This is a genomic window from Mycobacterium shunyiense, assembly GCF_058270035.1.
Window position 1 is genome coordinate 216,810 of sequence record NZ_JBZDPT010000007.1, and the last position, 26,352, is coordinate 243,161.

16 protein-coding genes are annotated in these 26,352 nt (G+C 65.9%); 9 read left to right on the top strand and 7 right to left on the bottom strand.

Annotated elements, in window-relative coordinates; translation table 11 throughout:
• Position 1 precedes the first annotated feature (1 nt).
• The 9 genes from AC4ELS_RS07565 (at position 2) to AC4ELS_RS07605 (ending at position 6,930) form a co-directional block, all read left to right on the top strand.
• Entirely contained in the window at positions 2-295 is a 294-nt protein-coding gene (locus AC4ELS_RS07565) for a PE family protein (protein WP_498887590.1), read from the top strand.
• 48 nt (positions 296-343) lie between these two features.
• On the top strand, positions 344-1,426 hold the full coding sequence (locus AC4ELS_RS07570; RefSeq protein WP_499046609.1) for a PPE domain-containing protein: 1,083 nt from the start codon (positions 344-346) through the stop codon (positions 1,424-1,426).
• A complete protein-coding gene (locus AC4ELS_RS07575) occupies positions 1,423-2,229 on the top strand; it encodes an ESX secretion-associated protein EspG (protein WP_499046610.1) in 807 nt (268 codons plus the stop codon). Before AC4ELS_RS07570 ends, AC4ELS_RS07575 begins: the two co-directional genes overlap by 4 nt.
• A gap of 77 nt (positions 2,230-2,306) precedes the next feature.
• On the top strand, positions 2,307-2,576 hold the full coding sequence (locus tag AC4ELS_RS07580) for a WXG100 family type VII secretion target (RefSeq protein ID WP_055118232.1): 270 nt from the start codon (positions 2,307-2,309) through the stop codon (positions 2,574-2,576).
• Between the two features lie 29 nt (positions 2,577-2,605).
• A complete protein-coding gene (locus AC4ELS_RS07585) occupies positions 2,606-2,896 on the top strand; it encodes a hypothetical protein (protein WP_064958223.1) in 291 nt (96 codons plus the stop codon).
• A gap of 96 nt (positions 2,897-2,992) precedes the next feature.
• Positions 2,993-3,781 carry an ESX secretion-associated protein EspG gene (locus tag AC4ELS_RS07590; protein ID WP_498887597.1) on the top strand — a complete coding sequence of 263 codons (789 nt, stop codon included), beginning with the start codon at positions 2,993-2,995 and terminating at the stop codon, positions 3,779-3,781.
• Positions 3,782-3,797: 16 nt separating this feature from the next.
• Positions 3,798-4,784, top strand: a complete 987-nt coding sequence (locus tag AC4ELS_RS07595; RefSeq protein WP_499046611.1) for a beta-ketoacyl-[acyl-carrier-protein] synthase family protein — start codon at positions 3,798-3,800, stop codon at positions 4,782-4,784.
• A 39-nt stretch (positions 4,785-4,823) separates the two neighbouring features.
• A complete protein-coding gene (locus AC4ELS_RS07600) occupies positions 4,824-5,150 on the top strand; it encodes a hypothetical protein (protein ID WP_463791870.1) in 327 nt (108 codons plus the stop codon).
• Positions 5,151-5,181: 31 nt separating this feature from the next.
• Entirely contained in the window at positions 5,182-6,930 is a 1,749-nt protein-coding gene (locus tag AC4ELS_RS07605) for a hypothetical protein (RefSeq protein ID WP_499046612.1), read from the top strand.
• Between the two features lies 1 nt (position 6,931).
• Here AC4ELS_RS07605 and AC4ELS_RS07610 read toward each other — a convergent pair whose 3' ends face one another.
• The 7 genes from AC4ELS_RS07610 to AC4ELS_RS07640 all read right to left on the bottom strand — a co-directional run bounded on the left by AC4ELS_RS07610 (position 6,932) and on the right by AC4ELS_RS07640 (position 26,323).
• Positions 6,932-7,228 carry a hypothetical protein gene (locus AC4ELS_RS07610; protein WP_064959852.1) on the bottom strand — a complete coding sequence of 99 codons (297 nt, stop codon included), beginning with the start codon at positions 7,226-7,228 and terminating at the stop codon, positions 6,932-6,934.
• A complete protein-coding gene (locus AC4ELS_RS07615) occupies positions 7,225-7,665 on the bottom strand; it encodes a YbaB/EbfC family nucleoid-associated protein (RefSeq protein ID WP_498887602.1) in 441 nt (146 codons plus the stop codon). The genes AC4ELS_RS07610 and AC4ELS_RS07615 overlap by 4 nt, the downstream gene beginning before the upstream one ends.
• 2 nt (positions 7,666-7,667) lie before the next feature.
• Entirely contained in the window at positions 7,668-8,612 is a 945-nt protein-coding gene (locus AC4ELS_RS07620; RefSeq protein ID WP_498887604.1) for a WXG100-like domain-containing protein, read from the bottom strand.
• Positions 8,613-8,728: 116 nt separating this feature from the next.
• Complete coding sequence (locus AC4ELS_RS07625; RefSeq protein WP_448445268.1) at positions 8,729-10,249, bottom strand: hypothetical protein; 1,521 nt, start codon at positions 10,247-10,249, stop codon at positions 8,729-8,731.
• A gap of 5 nt (positions 10,250-10,254) precedes the next feature.
• Positions 10,255-10,485 (bottom strand): hypothetical protein, encoded by a 231-nt coding sequence (locus AC4ELS_RS07630; RefSeq protein WP_064959856.1) that lies wholly within the window; start codon positions 10,483-10,485, stop codon positions 10,255-10,257.
• Positions 10,486-10,487: 2 nt separating this feature from the next.
• Positions 10,488-10,748 (bottom strand): DUF7161 family protein, encoded by a 261-nt coding sequence (locus AC4ELS_RS07635; protein WP_448445265.1) that lies wholly within the window; start codon positions 10,746-10,748, stop codon positions 10,488-10,490.
• Positions 10,745-26,323 carry a toxin glutamine deamidase domain-containing protein gene (locus AC4ELS_RS07640; RefSeq protein WP_499046614.1) on the bottom strand — a complete coding sequence of 5,193 codons (15,579 nt, stop codon included), beginning with the start codon at positions 26,321-26,323 and terminating at the stop codon, positions 10,745-10,747. The genes AC4ELS_RS07635 and AC4ELS_RS07640 overlap by 4 nt, the downstream gene beginning before the upstream one ends.
• Positions 26,324-26,352 lie beyond the last annotated feature (29 nt).

Sequence of the window (26,352 nt, forward strand, 5' to 3'; positions counted from 1 at the left end):
CATGGCCGACAGCGACGGAATGTCCATCCAGCCCGCAGAGGTGCAGGAGATCAGCCGCCAACTCGACGAACTCGCCAACCGGGTAGGGCGGGTGATGACCGACGAGGCGCCCAACCTCACGGTTACCCCGTCGGGACGTGACGAGGTGTCACAACGAATTGCCCAGACTCTCAACGAGGTCCACTCCTCATTCGGGACCTCCACCGACCAGGGGATGGTCGAGGTCCACGAGGTGGCCGCGACCCTGCGCAGTCATTCGTCCAACATTGCCGCCTCGGAGGACTTCGCCGGCTGACCGTCATACGTACATCTGGTTCTGTTCGGCGAGGGGAGGTTTCTGGGCGTGGGGTTCACCGACGTTGCGTGGGAGTCACGCAGCACCGAGCAGCTGGCGCGTGACCTCACCGAGGGGCCCGGCCCGGCGTCGGTCGGTGGTGCCGGCGCAGCCTGGATCCGAGTCGCCAACGAACTGGCGAATGTCTCAGTCGATTTCGACAAGCTCGTGGCCCGTCTTCGAACTGCGTGGGACAGCCAGGCCTCCAACGCGGCGGCACAACGCCTGGAAGAATTCGGCCAGTGGCTGCAGGCGATCAGCCTCAGCGCGGCAGGCAACGGTCAACGCGCAGAGGAAGCCGCGGTCGCCAACACTGTGGCGGTGCTCGCGATGCCCAGCGTGTCGGAGGCCGTCGAGGCACGGGCCGCCCAGGACATGATGGCCTCGCTGGCCGCGTACAACGGGGCCGTGCTGACCGGGACGTTCGCCGAGTTCGACGCGGCCGCCACCGCCGATGCGGCCAACGCCGCGGCCGTCATGCAGCAGTACGAGGAGGCCGCTGCTCCCCTGGCCCAGCCGTGGGAGCAGCCCCCGCCGCCGCAGGTGTCGAAAGGCAATGCCCTGGCGGCCGAACAGGGCGGTGAAGGTGCGCCCGGCGGAGGGGGCGCCGCGGCAGGCGGTGCTCCTGCGGTGCCGCCCCCGCCGCTGGCGCCGATGGTCGCACCGACCATCAAGTCGAGTAACGACCCCAAGTCGTTGCAGAAGACCGGATTCGCCGGCAGCGGCGGTTCCTCGGGCACCGGGATGAGTGGCGCGCCCTATGCGCCGATGGGCGCGATGGGCCGCAACGACCAGAGCCGCGACTACGAGTCGGCGCAACCCGCGGCGACCCTCGACGGCGCGGGAGAACCCGGCGCCGGGGTGTCGGACGCCGGGCAGTCCTGGCTTCCCACCGCGCAGCAGAACGACGCACCGTTCACGGTGTCGAACGTCAGTTGGGGCCCGGATACCGCGGTGTTCGACGAACTGGCTGCCCCCGAGGTACCGGCGGGCGAGGGCTTCGCCGACGAACCCGAGCGCACCCTCGAGCAGGTGGACAACCGTTGGGTCACTCCCCCGGTGATCGGCGTCGACCGGGGGCTCAGCCTATGACGGCATCGCTTGCCCCAGTCGTCACGGACGACGAACTGCAGGTTCTGGCAGCGAGACTCGGTGTCCAGTCGCTGCCGTTGGTGTTGAATTTGCGATCCCGCCATCCCACCGAAACCGCTCGGGTCGAGGCAGCCGGTCGAGCCACCCGAACCCTGGCCGAGCGCGGCCTGCTGCCGGGCGGGGAGGTACCCACAGACCTCGCCACGGTCGTGCAGTCGTTGCAACGGCCCGACCGTGAGCTCGCGATGCGCCTGGTCACCCCCGATGGGCCGGCTCGCGTCACGGTCGTGCGCCACGGCACCTGGTGCGTCTCGGCCTGCCGGGTCGGTGACGAGATCACCTTGGACCTGATCGACGACGGCGCCAACCTTTCCAGCGCCACCAGCGCCCTGCTGCGTCGCCTGCCGGCGTCCGTCCCGGCCGAGATCAGTCCCGTCGGTGCCCCACTGGCCGAGGTCGCCCAGGCCCTGTCGGACACCCACGACCCCACCGAATTGTCCGACCGGATCCGGGCACTCGGGGCCGACACCCGCACCGCGATGATGCTGGGCTCGGCGCTGGCCGCACGGTTGGCATTCGCCGAGATCGTCTACTACGCGCTCGATGCCGACGTGGACCGGGTCTCACGTTCTGCCGGGGCGGTCGGACTGTTCTACACCAAGCGCGGACGGATCGTCGGCGCCCCGAGCTCCTCACCCAGCGGGCAGCTGTGGACCACCCTCAAGCCGGGGTCGGACCACACGGTCAAGCAGGCCGTCGGCCAGCTTGTCGAGCTGTCCGGCTACAGATGGGGGGACTGCTAGATCCGCTCCGTGTTCAACAGCGAATTCTCAACCACCGTCCGGCGATTCATGCCGGTTCTGACAAAGAGAGGTAAGGCATGACGCTCCATCTGACGCCCGCGGAAGCCCAGAGCAAGATCGAGAACATCGACAAACAGATGATGGATGTCAGGCGGCTGGCTTCCCAGATCCTCGACCAGACCGAGTCGATGACCGCCAGTTCCTGGACGGGCGGCAAGGCGGCGAAGTTCCGCGGCATCATGACGCAGCACCACGAGGACTTCAACTACGTCATCAACAACCTGCAGCACATCGTCGACAAGGGAAAGTCCGACATCAACGCACTCGTCAGCCACGACGCCGACTAGCAGTCGACCAAACGAAAGGGGCTTGATCAATGGATACAGACAGCATCCGGTACCAGTACGGATCCAACTACGCATCCCTGGACGACATTCAGGGCGCGACCAACAACGCGCAGCAGATGCGTGAGGAAGTCAGTCAGGTCTTCACCGCGCTGCAGGGCGTGTATGAGGGCGATGCCGCGGCGACGCTGCACCAGAAGCAGACACAGATCCTGCAGCAGATGGACGCGATCCTCAACGAGATCACCCAGACCCGGTCCGGGGGAAATCAGTCGCAGGAAGACGCGGCGGCGCTCGACAAGCATCTTGCCGGCGGCTTCTGATTCGACAGCTCGTCAGCGGGCTCGGTTGGCGGCACCGCCGCAACCGAGCCCGCTAGCGCGTTCATTTTCCTGTTGCCAGAGAGAAAGGGGCTCAACGTGATCACCGATGAGGCAGCCCCGCTTCGCCACGGCCTCGAACCGTGGTTTATGAGTGGTTTCGAGTTTCGCTGCGTCTGGGAGGCGCTCGGACTCGACCAATTGCCGTCACCGCTGTCCTACCGTCATCGCGGACCCAAGTACATGTCTGAGGTGGCGGCCGATCGCCGTGACGCACTCGCTCGGTTGCGGGAAGGAATGAATCCGAATCGTGTTCGCATACTTGAGGCTTTGCGGTTTCCGGCCTACTTGCTCCAGGGATTTGGCCGTGTCGAGTCGGGGGCGGGGAAGCAGGTCTACCGTCTGTTCGGCGTCATCGGGACGACTGGTTACTGCGCTGTCATCACCCAGGATCCCAGCGAACAGCTGATCTTCGGCGAAGACATCCAGATCATCGGGTGCGTGAACATCGATTTCCCTCAGGTCGTCCTGGAAGCCCTTCCGGCATACCAGCCCGGCACCCGGCCCCGGAAGGAAGAGCTACTCGCAGACGAGACACCCGCGTCCGCACTTCGAGACGCGCAGATCACCGGATCGATTCTGCTCAGCGGATCGCCGGAGTTCACCATGGACTATCAACTGCTCAACGCCGACTACCTGACCGTGATCAACGTCGCCGACGACGGCGCCTACGTGGTGAACGAGACCCCGACGGCATTTCAGATCATCCCGGCCACGGTGCCCAACCTCATGCAGGTGTTCAAGAAGATCGAGAAACGGCAGTCAGAAACATTGGCGGAAAAGCTCTCCGCACAACAATCGGACCGGGATTTCGATGCCTTACCTTGACACCGTTTCCGTCTACGTGCCCGAAGGCACGGACAGTCAGGGTCGCCCGAAACATCTCGCGACCGCAGCATCCGAGATGCAGTCGGTTCACGAAATGGTGGAAGCCGCCGCGCAGCAGATCGACGGCTCCGCACTGTCCGCTGCAGCCGACAGCATGGCGGCCTCATTCCATTGCGGCACCTTGTATCAGGGCGAACACTTCTGGCCGATACAGAACTCCATCCAACAGTCCGTGCTGGGCCGGACATCGGCCGGCTCCGCGACAGAGATCCGCCAGTTCTGTTCCGGCGGCCTGTACGGAGTGATGCTCGCCGATGCGGTGCTACAGGCGGGCTGGGCGGGCAACCACGCGATGGTGACCGGTGGCGACAGCATCTTCTACTTCGACCGGCACGAGTATGCGGCCAGCCCGGCGACCGAAGGTTCGCTGTTGGGTGACAGCGGTTTCTGCGCGCTGCTCAACCGAACCGAAGGGTTCGCCCGAATCATTTCGGCCGCGGCGCGTTCGCACAATCCGTCGGCCGGCATGATGCACGGCCGAGCTGACAGCGCCATCGACGACCCGAAGTTTCCGACCCTGGCGGATTGGATCGACCGGTGGGAGGACTACGACCGGCGCGGTGACGGCACGGTGCGAGACAACGCGATCGCCAGTTTCCGGGTCGCGGTCAGAACAGTGACCGAATGTTACGAACGCGCAGGTGTAACGCCGTACGACATCGACTGGTTCGCACCGTCTTTCATCGAACCGAGCTATGTCACCGACATGCTGGCGAAGCAGACCTTCCTGGAAGTCGTCCCCGGCCTGTACCCTTTCGCCGCCCAATTCGGGCATCTCACGGTCTCGGATTTCGGCGTGAACCTCGCCTACCTGATGAACAACAAGATCACAAAAGTGGGCGATCTGGTGCTGTTGTTCGCCGCCGGAAATTTCGTCAACTGTGCCGCCGTCCTCCTGCGCATCGAGAAGGAGGTGACTCTGCCGTTTAATCTGCTGCCATGACAACACGATTCGCATGATCGGTCATCACGGAGGAGAACCATGACCAGTCCTTGGAGCGGCCTGGACGCCGACACCACGAACGACAAGCTGTACCTGGACCCGGCAGTGATCCCCGAGATCGAACGCGTCTACACACCGTACGACGAAAGCCTGCAGGCCCTCATCAACGATTCCCTCGACGAGACGACGGGATTCTTCGGCAAGGACGGTGGACCGAACACGCTCGCTCCGGTCCTGCAGAAGCTGTTCGACCAGCGCGGCAAGCAGTTGACCCAGTATCTGCAGGAGCAGCAGACACAGGCACATGATTTCGTGAAGACCGCTCGAGATGCGGCAGAGGCCATGCGCACCCACGAGAACGACTAGTCACACGGTGAACGGGACGGCGTAGAAGACCATGAGCGGATTCGGAAACTACCTCGGTGCGACGCTGGGCAATGGCGAGAACGAGAACGGCGGTAAAAGCCGCATTTACGATCTTGCGTGGTTGACCAACTCGAACTACCCGGGGCGTGCCGCGCTGATCGGCGACGATGGCAAGTTCGTCCAGCTGGAGATGGACACATCGGCCAAAGATTCGACTCCCTTTTTGATCAACAGCGACCTGCTCGGCGAGGTTCCCGGGCTGACTTCCGACAACAGCGCCTACCAGGAGATGCAGGACAAGCTTCACGGGGCCAACACGCTGAACTGGGAGTCCTTCACGTTCAGCGAGATGCGTGCGGAGAAGGATTCGCTCAACGTCGGTGCGATCGACAATCTGAAGATCGCGTGGACCGAACACGGAGACACCCTCAAGACAACGTCCGAGGACTTCAAGAAGACCGTCAACAAGGAAATCAAGGGAAACTGGTCGGGCGACAGCGCGGCCGCGGCCGAGGCCGCCTCCGAACAGGTCACCAAGACCTCGATCTACGATTTCACCTCGGCCTCCGACGCGATCGCGGATCGGCTCACCGTTCTGAAGGATTCCTTCACCAGCATTCGCGATCGGTTTCCCGACGACGCCGATGACCAACTCATCGACGACGGCAAGTTCGACAAGGCGGCTCTCGACGCCAAGATCAACGATTTCAATTCCAGATACCACATCGACGGAGGCAATCGCCTGCGCAACAACGACGACGGGTATGTTTCCGCGCCCGATGTCGTCAAAGAGATGGAGAAGATCAACCGCTCGATCACCGACTACACGACGGCGGTCCAGCTCTTTCGCGACAACTACAACCCGACGGTCGTCGCCGTGGCCCAGAATTTTCCCAATCTACCCGCACCACCGAACATGAAGTACGGAGATCCGACCGGCCCGGGCGGCCCGGGCGGCAATCCCAACGGTCCCGGTGGCGGCGGAGGCACCAGCCCGTTCACCCCGGGTGGCGGCGCAGGCACCAGCCCGTTCAAGCCGGGCTTGGGTACCAAGCCGATCGACAAGGACAAGTTCGCGATAGATCCCAAGGATCCGAGGAGCATGACAGGTCCCGAGGATCGAACCGATACCACCGGCGAGAACCCCCTCGACAGCCTGACCGATCCGGTCAAATCGGCGATCGACTCGGCGACCAATGCCGCCAAGGACGCGATGGGCCAGGCGATGGACGCCGCTAAGAACGCCGCCCAACAGAACCCCCTGGGCGACATGCCGAAGGGACCGCCCGAGGGCGTCCTCGGCCTCGGGCCGCAAGGCCTCGGCGGCGCGGGCGCGGGCAAGGGAGCCGGCGGGACCGGCGGTGGAGTTCCGTTGCGCGGCATGCCCAGTGGCCTCCCAACCACTAGCCCCGCGACCACCGCTGCGAAGGTGACCGCCCCGGCCGCCGCGGCGGGTCTGGGTGCAGGCGCCGGCAGCCCCGGAGCGGGCGCGCCGGCCGCCGGGCAGCGCGGCGATCAGAATGGCAAAGGCCACCAGGTCAACAAGGCCCTGCGCCGCAAGAAGAACGGCAAGGACGTCATCGGCGACGCGGATGCATCGGTGCCGGTGGTCGGCGCGAACGAGGAAGCCGAGCAGCCGGACAGTGCACTCGTCGAGCAGTCCGAGTTCCGCCGCCGCATTCCGCAGCGGGACGGTACCTGGCAGCCCAACTCGGCGGTCCAGCCCGGCCCGGCACGGCAGACTCAGACGCAGCAATTCACACCGGGACGTTCGGAGTGAGTCAGGGTTTGTCTTGCTGCTCCAGGGCGTCTGCTGTGAGGTACAGGCCGTCGGCGTAGTAGTCGAGGAGGTCGGTCTTCGCGGTGATCGACCCGTCGACCCAATCCAACTGCGCCTTATAGCCTTTGGCGCCGTCGGCGAACTGCTTGCCGATCTTGTCGTGCCCCCAGGCTTCGCCTTCGCCGCTGAGCATCTGCATCAGCGCCGACTGCACGGTTTTCATGTCATTGCTGACAGAGGCGAGGTATCGTGCGGTGCCACGCAGGTCAGCCGGCGTGACGCCCAGCGGCACGGTCATCGCACACTCCTCACGGTGGGGAAGCCTTCGGGTTCGTTGCCGCCCTGCAGCCGCGCCACACGGAACGACAGCAGATCCCTGAGGTCGGGTGCGCCGTCGATGATGTCGGACAGCGAGGGCATCTGCTCGCGTCGCTCCGCCAGCGGGGCAAGGAGTTCCGCGATCCTCCGCTCGACGTCGCGGGCGGCGTCCTGGGCTGCGCCGGTGATGTGCCGGCCGAGGTCGGCGAGATCGTGGTCATCCAAGTAAGTTTCGCTGACCGCCGTGTGGATGACGACGCCGTCGCAGTCCACGGTTACCGCGACCGAGCCGTCGGCGCGGGTGGCCGCTGAGGACAGAGTTGCTCGCTCCTCCTCGACCACGGCCAGGTCGGCGAACTGTTCCTGCACGAGCGCGAGCGCATCGATGAGTTCATGTCGTGCCGCGTCGTTGTCCATGTCTAGTCCCCGTCTCCCCCGCTGGACGCCGCGGTGGCACCGCCCCCGTCCGCCGTCGACGCCTTGCTGCTGTGTGCCGCAGCTCGGCCCCGCACCCCGCCGGTGACTGCAGTAGGAACCGATCCGAGGACCGAAACAGGGTCGATCTCGCCGCCGGTGGCCAGCGCTCCGGTCACCTTCTTGGACATGCCTGCGACGTATCCGACGGCCGCACCCTTGACCGCCGAATTACCCAGTAGCCGCTGACCGTAGATGCTGACCGTGCCCTGGGTAGCCCCGCCGACGGAGTTGGCGAGTGCGACGGTTCCGAGCCGGTTCCAGTCGTAGCCGTTCTGATGCCCCTTGGACTGCTGGATGTTCTGGATGAACAGTTCCTGCCCGAGAGCCTCGGCGGCCTCGACGCCGGACTTCTTGATGATGCGGTGCACCGTCGTCTTCGTCATCGCCTTGCCCAGGTCGGTCATGACGTCCTTGAGCAGCACCGACACCATCCGCTGGATCGCGGCGGACGTGCTCGCTTCGATGAGCGGGATCTCGGCCGCCGACGTTCCGAACGTCACGGAGGTCTGAGCCAGCGCCCAGGAGATCTCGAACGCCGCGATGGCCAACGACGTCAAGATCTGCAACTTGGTGTATTCGATGTTCTTGCCGGTACTTTCGGCGAGCTCACCGAGCGCCGCCATCGCCTCGGCGAGTTTGTCGACCGTGGCATCACCGTCGAAAAGCAACGCGAACTGCTGGTCGGCGGTGCCTGCGGTCACGCCCTGCAGGACAGCACTGGTGCTGGCCCGCATCCGATTCAGTTCGGGTATCAGATCTCTCAATTGTTCGGCGCGATCACGCCATTCACCGCCGATGCGGTACATCGCGTCTTCGTCACCCTTGGGCCATTGCGATCCGACCAGGTAGGACACCCATTGCAGCGGACCGGGAATCTGCAGGGTCATCCGATCCCCCATCGGCGAAAAGTTCCGTGCAGCATCGCAATTCACGTTATTGCGCGATACCGCAGACCGCCATTTCTGACGGCCTTGTTCGCCGAGAGTTCAGCTGCCCGCCAGTTCTAGGTCAGCAGACCGGCCAGGCTGAGTTGGTTCGCCGCGACATCCACCTCGGCCTCGGGCAGGTTGGTGAACAACGCGGATACGTCATCGAAGCCGGCACCTCGCCTCGTTGCCGCGGCCAGCAGCGCACGAGCTTGATCCGTGGCCCCGGAACCGGTCTGAGCTGCGATGGCCGCGGCCGTCTCCTCCACAGTCCAAATCGCGGGAAGTGCCGCTTCGAGCTCGCCTGAGGCGTCGCTGCCGCCTCGATACCACTGGCCGTTGTCCCACCAGAAGCAGAAGGTCAACAATCCGTTGCGGTTACGGGTATTCAGCACGCTGTCGTTCACCCAGGCCGGCGCACCGGTGTAGAGGTCCGGCAACGCCTTCCCCCCGTTGTACGCAGCGTCGAGCAGTGCTGAGTTCCACTTCCCACCGGAGAGCACCGCCCGATCACCTGGCAACAGGTACAGCGTGCCCCCGCTGCGGCGGTCACTTTCGAACCAGGCATAGCCGGGAAAGATTCGCGGCCCCCACTCCGATCCGGCCCCGGCATATGCGGCCGACAGCGCCGCCCAGCGGGCAAGCAGTTCGGGCAGCGGTGGGATCTCGTCGGTGGCGACCGGGGTGTGCCCGGCCGCAGTGTCCGCCGCAACCGCCTGCGCGGCGGTGCGGGGATCTCGCCCCTGCGCCTCGGGCCCGGCGACGTAGGCAGCGAGCCAGACCGGCAGATGATGACGCGGATAGGCTTCCAGATCGTCGCGGTAGAACTCGGGAGTGACCAATTGGTCCTGCGGGAACGGCTCGTCGCCGTAGTCGTAGTTCACCGACATCTCGCCGCGGTTCGTGACGTTGAGCAACAACCGCCACCAGGGACCGGCACTCATGCGCGCCGAGACCTCACGTTGCTGTTGCACCAGTTCGGCGATCGACTGCGGCACCGGCACGAGGCCCGCACGGTCACCGGCATAGAACTGCAATTGCGCGATCTGTGAAGACACCGTGAAGGCGAACTCGGCGGTGTACTCCTCCCAGCCCGTCGGGCCGAGCGCGGCCAGTTGCTGCGCGATGGGCTCCAGTAGTCGCGAGGCCTCCTCGGCGACGGCCTCATCCCCTGCGGCAGTACCGGAACCCGACTCTGGTGGAGCCGGATCGACGACGGTGAAATCGGCGATCGGAGTTGGGCTGTCCCCGGCCGCTGCGTTGAACTGCTTCTCGAATTCCGCCATGAAGGCAGCATCGTCCGCAGGACGGAGTGCCGGAGCCGCGCCGTGTTCGGTGGCATTGAACTGGGCGCGGGCCTGCTGCGGCGGGATCGAGGACGACACCTCCTCGATCCGTCCGGAATCGCCGACCAGGAAGGACGAGCGTCCCACCGGGATGTCGAGGAACGCCATCGGATCGCTTTCGTCCACCTCGACCGGTGCGTACACACTCCAGCCGGAGTCGAAGCGATCGGCAGACAAACCCTCGGTCGGGTAGTCAAGCCCCCGCGATCTGATCCAGTCGGTGACCAATGAGATGGCCTGGGCCGCTTCCATTCCGTCTACCTTCCCTCTCGTTCAGCTTCGATCACGTCGGCCAGAGCGGAGCGCTCAGCCTGTTGCCGGGCAAGCAACTGCGCGTTGAAGACGGTCCATGCCGCGTCCTGCTCCGGCGTCATCTGGGCGCCGTTGACCTCGGATTCGACATCCGGGTGAAGGTCAAGGAACTGGTTGAACAGCGCGCCCATCTCCCTGCTGTGCTTGCGGTTGAGCTCGATCCGTCGTGGGTCCACGCCTACTCCTCGCCACCGTCGTCCAGCGCCAGCTGGTCGAAGACCACCAAGGCCATCCGCTCAGGATCGTCGAGCGGGTGCACCCGCAGCGTGTGGTGCGGGTTCGGGGCATCGTCCACAATGATCACGTTCTTGATCCCGGCCGGGAGGTTGGCCGGCCAGTCGATCTCGTCGGTCGGCTCGTCGACCAGCACCCGGGCGCGCTTCCCGCGCAGGCCGAACTGGTCGTGGCGCAGCGGTGTGTACCGCTGATCCTCGGTCATGGGTTGTCCTCCTCGGTGCCTTGCAGCGGCGGGTCGGTCGGGCCCCTCATCGGGGGCAACCCGGGCGGGTTCTCGGGGTCGATACCGAGATCTGCGTTCACACTGCCACGGCTGCGGGTGGAGCTGGCAATGATGGCCTCATAGATCTGGTCGCCCACTCGTCCCTTGGCTCGGTTTCGCTCGACGAGTTCGTCGAAGGTGGGGTTGGGCTCATTGGCATTGAGCCAATCGGCCAGCTCCCGGTTCTCCATCAGAGATCGGGTCCAGCTGCGGATGGTGGCCCGCATTCCGTACATCGTCCTGGCACGTTCCTCGGCACCGACACCGTCTCGCAGTAGCTGGTCCCGCAGTTCCCGCATCCGCAGTTCGTAGGTGGTGTAGACAGTCCGGGTCTCTTCATCGGACAGCGTGCCGGCCGCATAATGACTGTGCGTTGCCCCGTCGATGATGGCCTGGTAGACGGCCTCGCCGGTGAGTCCCTTGGCCTCGTAGCGTGCGACCAGCTCCTCGAACGTCGGAGCGCTCTCGTTCGCCGACAGCCATTCGGCCGCCGAGCGGTTTTCCATCAGCTCCCGCGTCCACGCCCGCAGAGTGCTGCGCAGCCCGGACAGCTGCCTGGCACGGGCGTCGATACCGGCACCATCGCGGATCATCTGTTCGTTCAGCGCCCGCAGTCCGAGCTCGAACTGCGAATAAACGGCGCCGGTCTCGATATCGGTCAGGCTGCCCGGCGCCAGGCGGCTGTGGGTGGAGGTCTCGATGATGGCTTCGTAGATCGCGTCCCCGGTAAGGCCACGCTCGGCGTTGCGGGTAACCAGGTCCTCGAAGGTCGGGTTCGAGGTGTTGGCGGCCAGCCATTGCGCCGCCACCTGATTGCCCATCAGGCCATATGCCCAGTTCCGCAACGCATTCCGGGCCTCTGCGAGCTGTCTGGCCCGATCCTCGACGGTGACGCCATCACGCTCAAGCTGTTCGTTGAGCGCACGAAGCCGCAGTTCACCGTCGGCGAATGCGGTGATCGCCTGCCCCTCGGGCAGGGTGGCCGGCTCGTGGTCCGGCAGACCGAGGCGGCCGAGCGGGTCGGCGACCGGCGCGGGCAGGTACTTCACCATATCGATCGAGGTGTTCTCCAGGAGCAACCGCCCGAGGTTCGGCACCTCGTCGGTGGCCAGCATCGCCAGGTCGACGGGTTCGGGGAGCCTGGGGTGATCGACTTCCAGCCGCGCGACGATCTCGTCGAGTACAACGACCGCCTCTCCCTCGACCCGCTCACGCAGCCGCTCGGCAGAGAATTTGATCTGATCCAGTGCGCCTTGCAGATTCGACACGTCGGTGCCCCAGGTGAATCCGCGGCGCGCCCAGGCATTGCTGCCCTGCCAGTCGGAGGTCAGCTCGATGCGGTCTACCCCGGAGCGCACATAGAAACGTTCGAGCTCGGCGGTCAGCGCCTTGGAGAACCCCTGCCCGCGCCGCCGGCCGTCGGTGATGGCCATCAGCCCGTTGTGGACCACCAGGTGTCCGTCCTCGTCGCGGTAGATCACCCGGTCGATCGAGCCGATGTCCTCGTTGCCATCCAGGATCACCCCGGAAAGCGCGAGCTGGTCGCCGTTCAACTCGACTTCGAACTCGACGCGGTACGGTCCGTATCTGCCGGACAGATCGTCGGCGAGTTGTTGCAATCTAGTGGAGCCGGGATTGTCGACCAGGTCTCCGACCGGCTCGGCGTACCGGGTGTCGACAGTACGAGTGCTGCGATCCTGGGCCCGGTACTCCTCTTGCCGCCGAACGAAATCCGGATCATCTCGAAGGCCACGCACATCGCCGACAGCGTGTGCGTCGGCAAGCTGCGATGCTTGATCGCCCAGTGGGGCAACAGCGTTGCCGTGCTCGTCCAGGTAGCCCACCGCAGTGCGATCCACGGCTGCCTGCCCCCAGTGCGGTGGCCAACCCGATCGCTGCCCGGTGCGCTGGTCGACCAGGCGGATCTCGCCGCCGTCGTTGACGGCGAGGTAGGCATGCCCGCCTTGCCGCACGCCGGCCCAGCGGGAGGCCAGCACCGCCGACGAGCCCGGCCCCAGCTGCGCCAGTCGCTCGGAGACTTCGCTGTAGGTCGCGAAATCGGCGCGCGATCCGAGGGCCTCGAACAGCGAACGCGCCGGGACACCGGTTGCCGTGACGGCGGTTTCGATTCGGATGTCTCGCCCGTACCGCTGCGACAGTGCCTCGGCGACGCCGTAGGCGCAGTTGTCCGCCGGGTCGGTAGCCGGCACTGCGAGATCCGCGATTCGCACCGAACGCGCAGCAGCCGGGTCAAGGACCTTCGACTCGCCGTCCGGCTCCGAGACCAGCCCGCGGTGTCTGTCGAACTCGATCCGCTCGGCGTGCCCGGCAGCGATGCGGCCGAAGTTGGCCAGCGACTCGTTGCGCACGCCGGCGGCCTTGTCGACGAACTTGTAATAGAAGTTGTGGATGTCATAGTCGCCCGCCCGGGTCATCTCGACCAAGGGGAACTCAGCGGTAATTCGTCGTGCACCAAAGAAATCCATCGCCGGATCGACACCGAATCCGTCCAGGAAATCGCCGCGCAGACCCGGCATCACACCACCGTGCCAGGTGAATCGGTCTGTCGAGGATGCCGCCACATAGACTCCGACGCCGGCACCGAATTCACCGGCAGTGTTCATCGGGCCAAGGCCGGGCGACCCGAACAGGGAGACGGTGTTGATCTCGCTGCGCAGCCGTCCCGCTTCTCCGGCGTAACCGGCGACGGTGGAACCCTGGCAGTGCCCGAACACATGGTTGTTCCTGAACGGGGCACCTCCAGACCAGGCGTCGCGGCCGGCATTGAATCCGATGATGTCGCTGCGCAGTGCGACACCGCCCACCCGGGCCGCTTCACCGGTCATGGTGTCGTAACCGATCCAGATCAGCGAGGACGCTGATGCGGTCGGGTCTTCCAGCAGGACCGACATCGCATGGTTGAGCGCCGAGCCCATGCCGGGTCCGAGCTCCAGGATGGTCATGCCCCTTCCGGGGATGTGCCACGAAACCGATTCCGCGAGATACGGATCGACCCCGAATCCGACGACAGCGGCGCCGGCACCACGATGTGCATCCGGGTCGAACCGTAGCAGGTAGGGGCCGTCGACGCCGGCCCGCCGCGCGGCATCGGTCGCCCGCTCCAGGGCGTCCCCGACCACCTTGGCGCCCTGCATCTGCAGGTGGTTTTCCCAGCCCAGACGGACGCCGTTGTCGAGCTTGGTCTGCAGCTCACGCCCCTTGGCCAACCAATCCTGCAGGGCAAGGGAATTAGCCTCATGCGCGACCATCGGCGGAATGCCTTCGGCGTTGCCGATCTGCATCGGATACGACTCGATCACCGCCTGCCGCTGATCGAGGCTCAGCCCCTGCCACCAGGACGCATTGGCCTTGGCCCGCGCGACCGCCAGCCAGGGATCGTCGACGGGACGGACCAGCTGCGTGGGGTCGAGGTCGGCAGGCGCACCCCGAACGTCGCCGACGGTCTCGGCGGGGCCGAGCCGCAGCGGTACGTCGTGTAGTGGATTGATCGGATCACCGTTGGAATCCAGGTAGCCGACCGCCGTGCGGTCGACAGCTGCCTGACCCCAGTGCGGCGGCCAACCCGTACGCTCTCCGCTCGTCGGATCCAACAGGTAGATTTCTCCACCGTCGTTGACGGCGAGATAGGCGTGTCCACCGCTACGCCCGCCCCGCCACCTCGACGTCAGCACCGCCGAAGAGCCGTCACCGAGGCGGCGCAGACTCTCTTCCACTTGGTCGTAGGTGGCGAAACGCGAAGCCGAGCCGACGGCTTCGTACAGTTCCCGCGCCGGCACCCCGGTGCGGGAAGGTTCCACGGCGACCTGGAATTCGCGCCCATATCGTTCCGACAATGCGTCGGCGACCCCGTGCGCACAATTACCCTCGCCTACGGTGTCCGGCTGGCGCGGGCTGGGGATGTCGATGTCGGGTTCCGATACTTGCCTGGGGTCTCCAGAGTCCTGGCGGCCGAACATCTGCCGCTCTGCGGTCTGGATGATCTCGTCGAGAGTGCCGGGTGCGGTGAGATCGGAATATCCGAAGTACAACCGCAGGCCTTGTCGGCCGGCATTCGACGGGTTCGTGATATCTGACAGACCCTCGTCCTGAGCGTAGGCCGCGGTCCGGCTGTCGATCCGGGCGAGCGCGGCGTCGACGGCTGCGGAGTCGACCGCCCCGATTACGACAGCGTCGAAACGATCGCCGCTGGTGCGCATCGGGACGACCGTCGCACCGGTTGCCTCGATTTCGGTGCGGAAGATCTGGGTGATGGCCCGGTAGTGGGCATTGGCCACCTCGGCGCGGTTCTGGACGTGCGCGTTGAGACCGGACAGGTTGTCCAGCTGAGCGGAGACGAGGATGCCGGACCCGCCTGTCTCGGTGACCCACTGGCGGGCCCGTGCTACTTCACCGGTCTTGAACTCCGACGCGCGGCCGTCATAGAAGCCCGAAACCTCATCGCGCCCCAGCGACTCGTACAGGGCTTGCAACCCCCCGCGGCCCTCCGCACCCAGCCGGGCTGCCTCGGCCAGGAAGGATGCCCGCTTGATGTCGTCAGGATGCTGATATCGCGAGCGATTGCTCAGCTGTTGTCCGGCTTGGCCTTCCGGGCTCGGGCGGCCTGCAACTTGGCCTTCGCTTCCTGTCGCTTGCGGGCCAGTTCGCGTTCCATCTCCTCGACCCGGCGTTGCCGCTCCTGCGGGGTCAGCCCGGTCAGCCCCAACCGCTCGTCCCGGTCCTCCTGCGACATCCGACCTCCTCGTCTTGCTGCGGTCTACGCCGAGATCTGCGTCGTCGAAGATGTCGCGCACATCGAGATCGGGCAGAACCTCAGCGTATCCAACGTGCATTCCCACACCGCTGTACTCGGGCTGTCCCGGATGCTTGGGATGCGGGATGTCGGCCAGATTGTGTTGCTGTGCGTACTGCTGTGCCCGGGCGCGGATTGTGGCGATGGCCGATTCGATGGTGGCCTCGTCGATGTCGCCGACCACGACTGCGCCCAGCTCGTCGCCACCGATTCGCATCGGCACCACGTCGGCTCCCGATTCCTCAAGCGCGGCAAGGAATGCTGCCGACAGACCGGAGAAGTGCGCGTTGGCTTCGGTCCGATCGGCAGATGCCTGATTGAGGCCCCTCAGGTTGGCGATATCGGCGGATACGAAGAACGCACTGTCGCCGGTGCCTGCGACGTGTTGTTGTGCGCGGACTACCTCTGACGTCTTGAATCCCGACACCCGACCTTCGTAGAAACCGGTGACGGTATCCATCGCCACCGGGCGGTAGACCGCGTCGAGGAGCGTCTCGGGCGACAGCGCTGCCTGGTCCAATTGCCCGATCCGGTCCCAGAATCCGGCGAGCTCCACGTCATCGGGTGACCGGTAACGCGGCGCTTCGTCGACATATTTGACCCCGTGCCAGCTCGTTCGGCGCAGCAACTCGCGCCCCAATTCCGGGTGGCCGGGGGCGCGGAGGGTCGCGAGGTCCGCGGGCTCCGGCAACCGGGGATGCCCCGGCTCCAACCTCCCGATGACCTCTTCGAGGACGACGCGGGCCTCGGTGCCGGTCGAACGCATCAGCCGTTGTGCCGCAACCTTGATCGAGTCGAGCGATTCTTGCAGTTCGTCAGTGCGCAGATCCCAGGTGAAACCTCGCCTGGCCCACGCGTACGCACCGTCCCGTACCGCCAGTAGCTCGATGCGGTCGACCCCCGAGCGGGCGTAGTACTGGTCGAACTCGGACAGGAAGGCCTTGGAGAAGCCCTTCCCTCGCAGCTCTTTGTCTTCGATCTTGATCTCGTTGTGGTGAGCGACGAGTTCTCCGGAGTCGTCACGGATGAAGATCCGTTCGATTTCGCCGATCCGTTTGTCTCCGTGGAAGATCTCACCGTTCAGCTGGACCGCACTGGGGAGTGCCTCGGCCGTGAACTCGACCCGGTAGGGCCCGTACGCGCCCGAGAGATCCTCGGCGAATCGCTCCGCCTGAACCTGGTCCCCGGACTCGGTGATCACCTCACCCAACGGCTGGGCGTAGCGGGTGTCGACCGTGCGGGTGGCCGGGTCCTGATCCCGGTACCCGATGTGGCCCTGCACATCCCCGATCGCGTCAGCGGCGCCGAAGTACTTGACTCCGTTCCAGTGCGTATCGGTCAGCAGATCGCGGCCCAGGTTTGGCTCCAGGCCTGTGGACAGCGCCGCGAGGTCGATGGGTTCCGGTAGGTCGGGTCGGCTCGGATGGAGGCGCTGGATGACGTCGTCGAGGAGCGCCTGCGCCTCCGGGCCGACTTGATCGTGCAGTCGGACAGCGGCGTTGCGGACGTTGTCGACCGATGTCTGCAACTTCGCCGGGTCCGGGTTCCAGCTGAAACCCTGGCGGGCCCACGCATAGCCGCCGTCCTGCTCGGTGCGTAGTTCGATCCGGTCGACACCAGAGATCGCATAGTACTGCTCCAGCTGCTCGGACAGGGCCTTGGAGAAGCCCCTGCCGCGGAATGCCCGGTCCGGGATGTCCACCACATTCTGGTGGGCGACCAGGTTGCCGTCGCGGTCTCGGACGTAGGTCTGCTGGGTGAAGCCGATCTCCTCGTCACCGCTGATGATCGCTCCGCCGATGATGACTTCACCGGTCCGTTCATCGGCGACGGCGCGGAACATCTCGACGCGGTACGGGCCGTACACCCCGGACAGATCATTGCCGAGTTGACGGACCTGATCCGCATCGAGGCTGTCCACGATCTCGCCCAGCGGTTGGGCGTGGGTGGTGTCGACCCTGCGGGTGGCCGGATCCTGGGCGCGGTACTCCTGTTGGCCGGCGTGGAAATCGTTGTCGGCGGCGTGCCCCCGCACGTCACCGATGCCGTCAGCGACACCGAGCGAAACATGCAGCGGCGCTTGTGCAAGCGGGCTTACCGCGGTGCCGTCGGCGTCGAGGTAGCCGACGGCGGTGCGGTCCACCGCCTGTTCACCCCAGTGCGGTGGCCATCCTGATTTCTTCCCCGTGTGCGGGTCGAAGAGATGGATCTGGCCGCCGTCATTGACCGCGAGATACGCGTGACCGCCCTGGCGGGAGCCGGACCAGCGCGACGCCAACACCGCCGATGAGCCGTCGCCGAGATCGTGCAGTGTCGCCGACACGTCGTCATACGTCGTGAACACAGCGGTTGATCCGACGGACCGGAACAGCGCCCACGCCGGAACTCCTGTGCGCGAGGCTTGGACGTCCAACCGGAATGGTCGCTCGTATCTCTGCGTCAACACCCCGGCAACGCCGTCGGCACAGTTCTGCGCCGACGACCGTTGTCCGCCGAGCCCGAGCCATCGTTGCAACCGCGATCTCAAACCGTTGTCAGGTTGAGCGTGGTCCTCGGCGACCGGCAGGTGGCGGACGAAGTTGACGCCGGTGTCCTTCAACAGTTGCCGGCCCAACTCCGGTTCGGCGGCAGTGGCCAGGGTTGCCACCTCGACGGGCTCGGGCAAGCGTGGATGGTCCGGTTCGAGCCGGGACACCATGTCCGCCAACGCCGCGCGCCCCTCCGGGCTGAGGGTCGGCATGAGGCGGTTGGCTGCACTCTTGATGCTGCCCAGGGACTCGGCCAGCCGTCTGGGCGCCGGGTCCCAGGTGAACCCCCTGCGCGCCCACGCGTTGCTGCCGGTGTCATGCGATTTCAGCTCGATGCGGTCGACGCCCGAGTCCACGTAGAAACGCTCGAACTCGGCGGTCACCGCCTTCGAGAAGCCCTGGCCGCGCAGGAGTTCGAATTCCTCTTTGATCACCAGCCCGGTGTGATAGGCCACCAGGTTGCCGTCGCCGTCACGTTCGAACCTGCGCTGGATCGTGCCGATCTCGGTATCGCCGTGGAAGATCTTGCCGGTGAGCATGACTTCGCCCCCGACGATCTCGCCCTCGATCTGGATCCGGTGCGGCCCATAAGTTCCCGAAAGGTCCTGAGCCAGTTGCCGAACCGCGGCACCGTCCAGATTGTCGACGACCTCGTTCAGCGGCTGGGCGTATCGGCTGTCCACCGGCCTGGCCGCGGGGTCCTGAGCACGGTACCCGGCCTGCCGCCGCCCGAAGTCAGGATCATCGCGGTGCCCACGCACCGGGCCGATGGCGTCGGCTGCTGTGAGGCTCATAGGTGCGTCTACGGCGCTGCGTACCAACGGGTTACCTGAGGAGTCGAGGTAACCCACCGCGGTGCGGCTCACCGCATCCTGGCCCCAGTGCGGTGGCCATCCCGAGCGCCCCCGGTGTGGATCGACCAGCTGGATGTCCCCACCCACGTTTACCGCGAGATAGGCATGGCCCCCGCCGCGCCCGCCACTCCATCGCGACGCCAGGACGGCCGACGACCCGTCGCCGAGTTCGCGCAGGCGTTGCTCGATCTCGGCGTAGGTGGCGAACGTCGCGTCGGACCCGACCGCTTCGAACAATGCCCGAGCGGGGACACCACTGCGCGTCGGTCGGGTCGCGAGTTGCACCTCCCGGCCGTACATCGCCGACAGTTCCCTGGCGACTCCTTGAGCACAGTTCTCGCCAGATCGCCACGGCAGGTTCCAGATTCGGCGGACCGACGACCCGGCGGCGGGCTCCACGGTGTGCCGGCCCTCGACGGTCCGATGCGGTTCGATCGCGACCCGGTCGGAGTGACCTGACGCGATCCGGCCGAGATTGGCCAGCGATTCGCTGGGCCCCGTCGAACGGGTATGCAGAAAATAGGCGTGATGCGTGCCGCCGGTGTGCAGGTGGTTCATCCGGGACGGGAACTCGGCGGTGACACGCACCGCCCCGAAGGAATGCATGGCCGGATCGACACCGAGGCCGATCCCCAGGATCCGGCCGGAGGATCCCGGAGTTCGTCCCCCGAGCGCAGTGACCAGATCCCGTGACGAGGACGCCGCGAAGACGTTGTCCGCCCCGATACCGAAATCAGCCGCGTGCGTGATCGGACCGGCCCCGGGCGATCCGACCAGCGTCACACTGCTGACGTGGTCGCCCAACCGACCGTCGAGTCCGGCGTACCCTGTGGTGGTCGACCCGTAGGAGTAGCCGAAGACGTGATTTCCGGTGAAACCCGTTCCATTACTGCTTGATTCGTGAACCGCGTTGAAAGCGGTGATGTCGCTGTGGAGGATGTCGCCACCAGTGCGCGCGAATCCGTGACCGGCAGCGCGCCAAATTTTGCGGCCGCTCGGCGCGTCGTAACCGATCCACGCGATCGATGAGGCCTTGAGCTCGGGATTCTCTGTTCGTACCGACTGCAGATGGTTGAGCGCCGAGTGGCTGTAAAAGCCGAGCAGAGAGTGCATCGTCGTCTGCACGCCGGGCACGTGCCAGGACACCGAGTCCGACGAATACGGGTCGTGGCCGAAGCTCAGCAGGACGCGACCGTCGCCGCCGAGTTCCTTGGGATCGAAGGCCAGCATCAGCGGGCCGTCTTCCCCAGCGCGTGCGGCGTCGGCGCGGGCCTTGTCCAACGCGCGGTCCAGTTGGTTGAACTTCGCCAGAAATCTGCGTTCAGCCCGGGTGGGACGTTCGAACTCGTCGATCTTGGTCTGGATACGATCGGCACGGTCGCGAAGTTCCTGCAGCACATTGTGATTGGCCGCATCACGGGCCGTTGCCGGGATCCCTTCGGCGTTCCCGATGTGCTGAGGATAGGTATCGATGAGGGCCTGCTGCTGCCTCTCGGACAGACCGGCCCACCAGGTGGCATTGTTCCTGGCGCGCGCGGCGGCCTCTTCGGCCAACCCGAGCGGATTGCGGAGTTCGTCCGGCCGCACCGCTGGTGTGCGCTGTCCCAGGGCATCCTCGGCAATCGCGTGGTCGCCGCTTTGAGTGTGATCACCCTGTACCAGGCCGACGACATCTGCGTCGCGCAATTGCCTGTTGGTGTTGCCGTCCAGCGGAGTGACGGCGACGCCGTCGGCATCGAGGTACCCGACGGCGGTGCGTCTGACGGCGTCGGTACCCCAGTGCGGCGGCCATCCCGAGCGTTGACCGCTGTGGGGGTCGAGCAGGTAGATGGTGCCGCCGTCATTGACCGCGAGATACGCATGACCGCCCTGGCCCCGGCCGCGCCAACGAGACGTCAATACTGCCGACGAGCCTGGACCCAACCGTTGTAGCGTGGCCTGGACCTCCGAATAGGAAGCGAATCGGGCGGCCGATCCGACCGCCTCGAACAGGCTCCTGGCCTGGACTCCGCGTGGCGAGATGGGGGCGTCGACGGTGATGTCGCGCCCGTGTCGGAGGGACAGCTCTTCGGCGACGGCGTAGGCACAGTTGTTGCCGCGCAGGAAGTTCGGGTTCCAGCGGTTGCGGCCGTGCACCGAGTGCTGCGCGGTCGGATCGTCGGCCAGCCGCAACGGGCGCCCGAGCGCCGGCTCGGCAGTCTGCTGCCGGATGCCGCCGGTCAGCGGCCGGCGGCGTTCGTCGAGGGTACGGTGGCCCTCGGGGTCCACCTGGTTCGCGTGGCCCGCCGCGATCCGGCCGAAGTTGGCCAGCGATTCACTGCGCACCTGCAGCGTGCCCGGATCCATGTAGGACCAGTACAGACTGTGGGTCATCCGCGACCCGGCACCCATATGGTCAAGGGCAACAGGGAATTCCGAGGTGATCCGGCGGGCACCGAAGATGTCCATCGCCGGGTCGATACCCTGACCCATCCGCCGAATCGTCCGGCCACGATCACCGGCACGCTCACCACCAAGACCCGTGGTGCGATCACGCGAAGACGCCGCCACAAACACGTTGTCCCCGATACCGAAATCAGCCGCCGTACGCAGCGGCCCGGCCCCCGGAGAACCGATCAAGGTAATCGTCTGCACCTGATCGGCCAGCCGACCCCCATAACCCGCATGACTGACCGTCGTCGACCCGTACGAATGCGCGAACACATGGTTACCGCTGAAATGACTACCGTCCCCTGCCAACACATCCCGACCCACATTGAACGACGCGATGTCACTGGCAAAGATCTGCCCACCGTTGTGCGCCATCCGCTGAAACCCCACCCGCGGATCCCAACTGCCGGGGGGTTGGTATCCGAGATAGGTGATCGAGGCCGCCGACAGCTCCGGGGCCTCTTGTAGCGTCGAGCGCAACTGGTTGAACCCGCGCCGCATGATGGTGCCGAGCCGCTCGATCGTGGTCGTCATCCCCGGCACATACCAAGACACCGACTGCGCCGTATACGGATCGGCACCGAAACTGACAATCGCACGCCCCACCCCGCCGAAGGCATCCGGGTCCAACGCCAACAGGAACGGCCCGTCGATTCCATGGCGGACCGCATTACGCTCTGCGATACGCAAGGCGGCCTCGATGTCGTTCATCAGCTTGATGAACTTGTCCTGGGCTTCGGTGACCGCGATTCCGTTGTCACGCTGGGCGACTATCAGGTCGCGGCGGGATAGATTGCGCTCCAACATGATCGAGTTCGCTGCGTGCCGCGACATCGGCGGGATTCCCTCGGCGTTACCGACCTCATGCGGATAGGTTTTGATCAGCGCTTCCCGCTGGACATCCGATAGCCCGGCCCACCACTGCGCATTCGCCCGGGCACGATTCACCGCGTCGCCCACCGACACCCGGTGATCGGCCGGGCTCATGATGTCACTGACGTCACCAACCTTGATGCCCAACTTGCCCAACGCCTCGTTGGCGATCTCGCGTGGCGTACGGCTGTCGAGTACCGCATCGGTGGCAACCTGAACCTCGGACTGCCAGCGCGGATTCCACGGGCGCCTAGTCTGGCGGTCACCCTCGGTAGTGGTCTCGCCCTCGAGTCGCAACGGTCTACCGGCCGCCGGCTCCACCGTGCGTTCCCGGGTGCCGAAGTATCTCCCCGGCTGCGTGTCGACCGTGCGATGTCCGTCGGTGTCGATCCGCTCGGCCCGGCCAGCGGCGATCCGGCCGAAGTTGGCCAGCGATTCGCTCCGCACCCCGGCGCTACGGTCGGCGTACCGGTAGTAGGAATTGTGGGTGGCCCGGCTGCGCGCCCTGTCCATATCCGAGGAGAATTCGGCCGTGACGCGCTGGGCACCAAAGCTGTTCATGGCCGGATCGACACCAAGACCCCGGCCGAAAATGCGTCCGGCCGAACCGGGGTCACGGCCACCGAGCGCGGTGAACGGATCCCGCGACGAGGAGGCAACGAAGACATTCTCGCCGATACCGAAATCAGCTGCCGTATTCACCGGACCGGCGCCCGGTGAGCCGATCAGCGAAATGGTGCGAACATCGTTGGCCAGTCGCCCGTCTCGGCCCGCGTAGCTGGTCGCCGTGGTGCCGTAGGAGTGCGCGAAAACATGGTTTCCACTGAAATGGCTACCGTCGCCTGCCATGGTGTCGCGGGCGGCGTTGAAGGCGCGGATGTCGCTGTAGAGGATCGCTCCGCCCTCGCGGGCCAGCGTGTCACCGGCCGCCCGCCAGCTGCTCAGGCCACTCGGGGTGTCGTAGCCGATCCAGGCGATCGAGGCGGCGCTGATCTCCGGGTTCTCCCGCGTGGTGGACTGCAGGTGGTTGAGCGCATCACCCATGCAGGCGCCGAGCTGGTCGATCGTGATGCCCTGGCCCGGCACATGCCAGGACACCGAATCCGCCCGGTAGGGGTCTGCGCCGAAGCTGACCACCGCGCGGCCGTCCCCACCGAACGCAGTGTGATCGAACGACAGGAGCTGCGGACCGCCGAGATCGGACTGCTGGGCCAGTTGACCGGCCCGCGTCAGAGCCGCGTCGATGCTGTCGAGGCGGGCCAGCAATTTACGCTGACTGTGGCTGAGCCGATGCCCACCCTGCCGCAACGACTGCAGCTGGCTTCGGCTCTCGCCCAACGAGATCATGTTGGCGCGGTGCCGGGCCGATGCCGGGATGCCCTCGGCGTTGCCAATGTGCTGCGGGTAGGCCTCCATCAGCGCGAGTTGCTCGGCACCGGTCAGCTGCGCCCACCAAGCGGCGTTACTCCGTGCCCGGGCGTCGGCCGCCTCCATCATGCCGAGCGGATTGCGCAGTCCGTCGATCTGGACCGGCGGCTTGCGCCGCGCCAGAGCCGACTCGGCCACCATGCTCTGGGGAACCACATTTCGCCAGCGTTCGCCCGGAGCGAACTCGCCGGCGCCGGTGCCGCCCGGCGTCGGATCGCCCTGCGCGCCCTGCGGAGGACTGCCCTGCACGTCGCCGACGGCAGCGGCCGCGACCAACTGTTGCGGACGCCCCTGGAACGGGTCGACGGCTCGCCCCTGCGAATCGAGATAGCCTACGGCGGTGCGCAATACGGCGTCTTGCCCCCACCCGGGCGGCCACGGGGTACGACGACCGGTGGCCGGGTCTTCGAGGAAGAGCCGGCCATCGTCGTTGACCGCGAGGTAGGCGTGGCCGCCTTGGTCCGGGCCGCCAGACCACGCGGACACCAAGACCGCCGACGAACCTGGTGCCATCTGGCCGAGCACGCTGTTCACGTCGGCATAGGACGCGAATCGGGCTGCGGAACCGGTGGCCTCGAACAATTGGATTCCGGGTCTGCCCTGCGCCGATGCAAACGGCACAAGCCGGATCGGGCGGCCGTACCTGTCGGACAGAGCCTGCGCAACCCGATCCGCACAATCGTTTGACACATCGGTTCGGCCGTGTGCTGTCTCGATTCGATTGCCGGCTGTCGAAGCCTGTCCGTCCTGCTGCGAATTTGTCCGATTGGCCGCTGCGGTGGTCTCCCGGACCCGTGCGGCCGGCACCCCCGCCGCATCCGAGTTCACTGTCGACGGTGTCGATGCCGGTGCCGACTTGTCCGGCGTCGGCGGCACCGGCGATTTCGAGATCTCCTCGCGGGTGTCGGGAGTTGAGGTCTTCGCAACCGGAGCGGGTGGCTGCGTCTCGGCGCGCCCACCGACCGTCGGCGGGCCGGGGGTCTGCGACGCCGTAGCCGGGCCCGCCTGCGGGGCCGGAGCCGCGGGATCGGCCTGAACGGGCGTGTCCTGGGCCGTATCGCTGGTCTGGGCCGTATCGCTGGTCTGGGCCGTATCGCTGGTCTGGGTAACATCGGCCGTTACCGGGGACTCCGCAGTCTGCGCCACCGGCGTCGGGCCCGCCGCGGTGTGGTGTTCGTTCGAGAGCTGTGCGTTGTGGTTTGTCGCGGGGGGAGTTTCGGGTCCCGGCGGAGATTGATCCTGACCAGTGGCCGGCTCGGCGGTGTGACTGGTGTCGGTGGGGTCCGCGGTGTCGGTGTCACCGGCGCTGGGCGTGTCGTCATCGGCCCGCGACCGGTCGGCATCTGGCTCGGCAGATTCCTTCTCGGACGTGTGTTGGTCAGCCACCCGCTGTTCAGCGGTCGACTTGTCGGCCGAGCTCTGCTTGGTTGACGTTGGATCATGTTGTGCTACAGCATGTTTTGCTGGGCCACCGGCCGTATTGGACGGTGCTGCCCTGGGCGCGGCCGGCGCCGCCACGGTGCTGTCGGGCTTGTCGTTGGCAGGTTTCGTATCCCGATCGGCATCAGGTTGGGCCGCGATGTCCAGATCGGAGGGTCCATCGGGATCGAGGCCGGTCAGTTCGCCTGTCGGCGCCGGAGGTCCCGGCTCCGGCGAATTCGTCGTCGGGCTGTTCTGCTGCGACCCATGATTTCTGCCGAGCCCCCTCATACCGCCGAGGCTGGTGCTGGTCGAGCTGGCGAGGATCGACACCGTATCGAATTCACCGCCGACGGACAGCGTGCCGACCACGTTCCCCGACACCCCGGCGGTGAACATGGTCGTCGCGCCCTTGACCGCCGCCGTGACCCGGTTACGAGAAACTTCTCCCATCCCGTGCAGGAGCGGGACAGCGGTGATCCCACCGGCAGCACCACCGGCAGTCGAGGCAATCGCGGTTTGTTTGAACCGGTCCCAACGGAGAGCCGCATGCCCGTTGTTCGCCTGGATACCCTGAACGATCCCCTCTTGAAGCAAGCCCTGACCCAGTTCCTCGAACGCTTCCTGGATGCCTTCGTGCAGGAGTCGCTTCATCATCGTCCTGGTGAGCAGCTCGGCCATCTTCTCGCCGATCCGCCGGATCGCCCACGCCACGAGCGCGCGGATCCACGCCATGGTGGTTGTCTCGATGACGGGGATCGCCGCCGTCGAAGCCCCGAGCGTGGGGCTGGACATGGCCAGGCTGTAGGAAATCTCAGCAGCGGCGAGAGCGAGCCCGACGATGATCGAGAGCTTGCTGTATTCGATCTCGGAGCTGAAGTTGGTGGCGCCCTCACCCATTGCCGAGATGCCTTGGGCGAGTTTGTCCACCGTGTAGTCGCCGTCGAACAGCATGCCGAACTGCCGCTCCGCGGCCTCGGCGGTGTCGCCGGTCAAGACCGACATCGTCTCACCGCGTACCCGGCTCAGGTCCGGGATGAGCTCCTGCAGTGCTTCAGCCGCGGCTTGATAGTGCTCGCCGATCCGGCGCGTGCGCGTTTCGCTGCCTTGCGGCCACTCACCGCCCGCAAGATACGAAACCCACTGGAGCTCAGGTGGGAACGGAATATCCATAAGCGAATGGGTGTGGCAGCGGGCCTACG